This is a genomic window from Microbacterium sp. (genome assembly GCF_052099035.1).
Lineage (GTDB): Bacteria > Actinomycetota > Actinomycetes > Actinomycetales > Microbacteriaceae > Microbacterium.
Map to the genome: position 1 here is coordinate 1 of NZ_JBQDSX010000125.1, position 4379 is coordinate 4379.

The window sequence follows — 4379 nt, forward strand, 5'->3', positions numbered from 1 at the left end:
GTGTACAGCGGATGCTTCGGATACGTCGGCGTGGACGGCACCGCCGATCTGGCAATGGTCATCCGAAGCATCCTGATCGACCGTTCTCATGCCGTTGTCGGAGCCGGCGGCGGTATCACCTGGGGTTCTGTTGCACGCGACGAAGTCGCGGAGGTCGCAACCAAGGCGAGAGCGCCACTGGCGGCTCTGGGAGCCGACCTTCCTGAGGACTGGCGGAGCGAGTGATCCGATATCCTGGACGTTGCTGACTTCCGCAATCCGCTTATCGAGATTGGTCTTTCGTTGTCTGAATTCCCTGCTTCCTCCACCGAGGCCGCCGATGAATCGCTGTCGGTGCACGCCATCCAAGCCAAGTGGCAGAAGTACTGGGCCGACAACGAGACCTTCCTCGCCGGCGGCGCCGACGACAACCGTCCGCGCAAGTTCGTCCTGGCGATGTTCCCGTACCCGTCCGGGGACCTGCACATGGGGCACGCCGAGAACTACCTCTACTCCGACATCGTGGCGCGCTTCTGGCGTCACCGCGGGCACAACGTCCTGAACCCGATCGGCTGGGATTCCTTCGGCCTTCCCGCCGAGAACGCCGCGATTCGCCGCGGCGCGGACCCGCGCGAGTGGACGTACCAGAACATCGATCAGCAGAAGACCGGGTTCAAGGCCTACGGCGTCTCCTTCGACTGGACGCGCGAGCTGCACACCTCCGACCCGGAGTACTACCACTGGAACCAGTGGCTGTTCCTGCAGCTGCACGAGCGCGGCCTGGCGTATCGCAAGAAGAGCCCGGTGAACTGGTGCCCGAACGACCAGACCGTGCTCGCCAATGAGCAGGTCGTCGACGGTCGTTGCGAGCGCTGCGGCGCCGAGGTCATCAAGAAGAAGCTGACGCAGTGGTACTTCAAGATCACCGACTACGCCGACCGGCTGCTCGACGACCTGAACCAGCTCGAGGGCCGGTGGCCGCACAAGGTGCTGCAGATGCAGCGCAACTGGATCGGCCGCTCGATCGGCGCCGATGTGGACTTCCGCATCGAGGGACGCGACGAACCCGTCACCGTGTTCTCGACCCGTCCTGACACGCTGCACGGCGCCACGTTCTTCGTCGTCGCCCCGGATGCTGACCTGGCATCCGAACTCGTAGCAGACGCATCCGACGAAGTGAAGGCGACCTTCCGCGAGTACCTCGAGAAGGTGCAGAAGACCACCGACATCGATCGGCAGTCCAGCGACCGCCCGAAGACCGGTGTGTTCCTCGAGCGCTTCGCGATCAACCCGGTCAACGGCGAGAAGCTGCCGATCTGGGCCGCCGACTACGTGCTCGCCGACTATGGACACGGTGCAGTCATGGCCGTTCCCGCACACGACCAGCGCGACCTCGACTTCGCGCGCGCCTTCGACCTGCCCGTGAAGGTCGTCGTCGACACGACAGCTCCGATCACCGGCGCCATGCCCGTGATCGAGGTCGATGCAGACGGCGTGCCGATCGATTCCGCTGAGACTCTTGACGATCAGCATCCGTCCGTCACCGGTGTCGCGCTCTCGGGCGAGGGCCGGATGATCAACTCGGGTGACCTGAACGGTCTGTCCAAGCGCAACGCGGTCGCCCGCGCGATTGAGCAGCTGACCGCCGCGGGAACCGGCCGCGCTGCCAAGAACTACCGCCTGCGTGACTGGCTGATCTCGCGCCAGCGCTTCTGGGGCACGCCGATCCCGATGCTGCACCACGAAGACGGCTCCGTGACACCGGTGCCCGCCGACCAGCTGCCGGTGAAGCTTCCGAGCGTCGAGGGGCTGGACCTCTCACCCAAGGGCTCATCCCCGCTGGGCGCAGCCGAATCGTGGGTGCGCACCGTCGACCCTGAGTCCGGCGAACCAGTGCTTCGGGATGCCGACACGATGGACACCTTCGTCGACAGCTCCTGGTATTTTTTGCGCTTCCTCTCGCCGAACAGCGACCAGTTCGCCTTCGATCCGGCCGAGGCTGCGCGCTGGGCGCCGGTCGACAGCTACATCGGCGGTGTCGAGCACGCGATCCTGCACCTGCTCTATGCGCGGTTCATCACCAAGGTGCTGTTCGACATGGGTCTCATCGACTTCACCGAGCCGTTCTCGAGCCTGATCAACCAGGGCATGGTGATCCTCGACGGCGCGAAGATGTCCAAGAGCAAGGGCAACCTCGTCCTCTTCCAGGAAGAGCTCGACAAGTACGGTGCCGACGCGCTGCGCGTCGGACTCGCATTTGCCGGCCCCGTCGAGGACGACAAGGACTGGGCCGATGTGTCGACCACGGGTGCTCAGAAGTTCCTCGCCCGCGCGATGCGGCTCAGCCATGCGGTCTCGAGCCCCGTGGATGTGCTGTTCAAGGACGGCGACGCCGCGCTCCGCCGCGGTACGCACAGGCTGCTGGCGGATGCTCCGGGGCTGGTCGAGCAGACGAAGTTCAACGTGCTCGTGGCGCGTCTCATGGAGCTCGTGAACCTCGCCCGCAAGACGGTCGACTCCGGCGCGGGTGCCGGCGATCCTGCTGTGCGCGAAGCTGCCGAGACGGTTGCCGTGATGCTCGACCTCATCGCGCCGCACACCGCTGAGGAGATGTGGGAAGCGCTCGGCCACGAGCCCTCCGTTGGCCTGGTCACCTGGCGACAGGCCGACCCTGCCCTGCTCGTGGAGGACACGATCACCGCAGTCGCGCAGGTCAACGGCAAGGTCCGCGCTCAGCTCGAGGTCCCTGCCAAGATCACCGCTGACGAACTGGAGGCGCTCGCGCGCACCGACGAGCGCGTCATCCGTGCGATCGGCGACAAGGAAATCGTCAAGGTGATCGTCCGCGCACCCAAGCTCGTGAACTTCGCCGTCAAGGGCTGAGCTCGACTGTCGGCGCCCGCCGTTGAACGAGCGCCCGCGGGCCGTTGAGCGAGCGGAGCGAGACGAAACGGGCTGAGCGAGCGGAGCGAGTCGAAGCCGTTCTCCACACACACCGTTATCCCCAGGTTCTCCACCGAACCGGTGATCACGGCATCCACCGACTCACCCTGCGCCATAGCGTGGCGGGGTGCCAGCGAGTGAACGTGTGTCTGCTCCGGCGGCGCGATCGCGTCTGCGGCTGAGCATCGGTGCGGCCGTCGTGGTCGGACTCGTCGTCCTGTCCGGCGCGGTGGGCCTGGGGATCATGCGCGGGCAGGCACAGCCCACCCAGACCGTGCAGATCAATGCGTCCGAGGGCGACGATGTCTCGGTCGGCGGTGAGTTGTACGTCCACGTGCTCGGTCAGGTTACGAACCCCGGGCTGTACGTGCTCGAACCCGATGCCAGGGTGGTCGATGCTCTTGCCGCGGCCGGCGGCACTCTCGACGATGCGGATCTGCAGGCGGTGAACCTCGCACGGCTGCTCAGCGACGGGGAGCAGCTGATCGTCCCCGGGGTCGGCGCCGCCGCTGAGGGCGGGAGCTCGGCCCCGGTCGGCGACGGTCTCATCGACCTCAACAATGCCGATCAGGCCGAGCTCGAGGCCCTGCCGCGTATCGGGCCCGCACTGGCTCAGCGGATCATCGACTGGCGCGAGAAGAATGGTCGATTCGGCGCGGTCGATGACCTCCTGGCGGTCTCCGGGATCGGGGAGAAGTTGCTCGCAGGCATCCGTGATCTGGTGCGGGTATGACCGGCGGCACACGCGTGCGCGATCTGCGGCTGGTGCCGGTGGCGCTGTTCGTCTGGACTGTCGCCCTCGCGTGCGTGTTCGTGCCAGCGATGTCATGGTGGTGCGCAGGACTGGCAGCGGCCTGCGGGGTCGGCATCCTGCTGCTGATGTGGCGGCGCGGAGAGGAGCCACGTCCGAAGGGCGGACTCGTCGCGGTGATCGCCTTCAGCATTGTCGCGGCAGCGATGAGCGCCGGGTTCGCCCAGCCGCAGCGCGAAGCTGCCGCCGAGTTCGACGGCAGGGTCATCGAGGTGATCGGTGAGATTTCGTCGTCGTCGACGGTCGGCAGTGACGGGCGGGTCTGGTTCGATCTGCAATCGAGTCGTGCCGGTGCGCTGGGAGAACCGGAGCCGCTGTCGGTGCCCATGCGCATCGGCGTCGATCCCGGGCGCGGTTTGGACCTGGGCGCCGTCATCCGCGTCACCGGCGATGCGATGGCGACGGATGCCGGTGAACGGGCGGCCCTCGTCGTTTTCGGAATGCGGGTCGAAATCCTCCAGCCTGCACAGGGAGTTTTCGGCGTCGCAGCTCAGGTTCGTGAGGATTTCGTCACCCGCGCGACGAAACTCCCCGAACCCGGTGCCGGGCTGCTGCCCGGACTCGCCGTGGGCGATACCCGCGCGGTCTCCGAGGAGCTTAACGCGGCGATGCTGACCAGTGGCCTGAGTCATCTGACCGCCGTGTC

At 66.4% G+C, this 4379-nt stretch carries 3 protein-coding genes and 1 pseudogene; all 4 read left to right on the top strand.

Translation table 11 applies throughout. The features are described 5' to 3' along the window. The coding region (locus ACTIAO_RS17130) for a chorismate-binding protein (RefSeq protein WP_441907294.1) at window positions 1-225 on the top strand (225 nt) is incomplete at its 5' end. A gap of 57 nt (window positions 226-282) precedes the next feature. Then, window positions 283-2862, top strand: coding sequence for a leucine--tRNA ligase (leuS, locus tag ACTIAO_RS17135; protein WP_441907295.1), 2580 nt, complete (start codon window positions 283-285; stop codon window positions 2860-2862). Between the two features lie 187 nt (window positions 2863-3049). After that, a complete protein-coding gene (locus ACTIAO_RS17140; RefSeq protein WP_441907296.1) occupies window positions 3050-3655 on the top strand; it encodes a helix-hairpin-helix domain-containing protein in 606 nt (201 codons plus the stop codon). Continuing rightward, a pseudogene (locus ACTIAO_RS17145) lies at window positions 3652-4379 on the top strand (ComEC/Rec2 family competence protein); the annotation flags it as partial. The gene ACTIAO_RS17140 and the pseudogene ACTIAO_RS17145, both read left to right, overlap by 4 nt.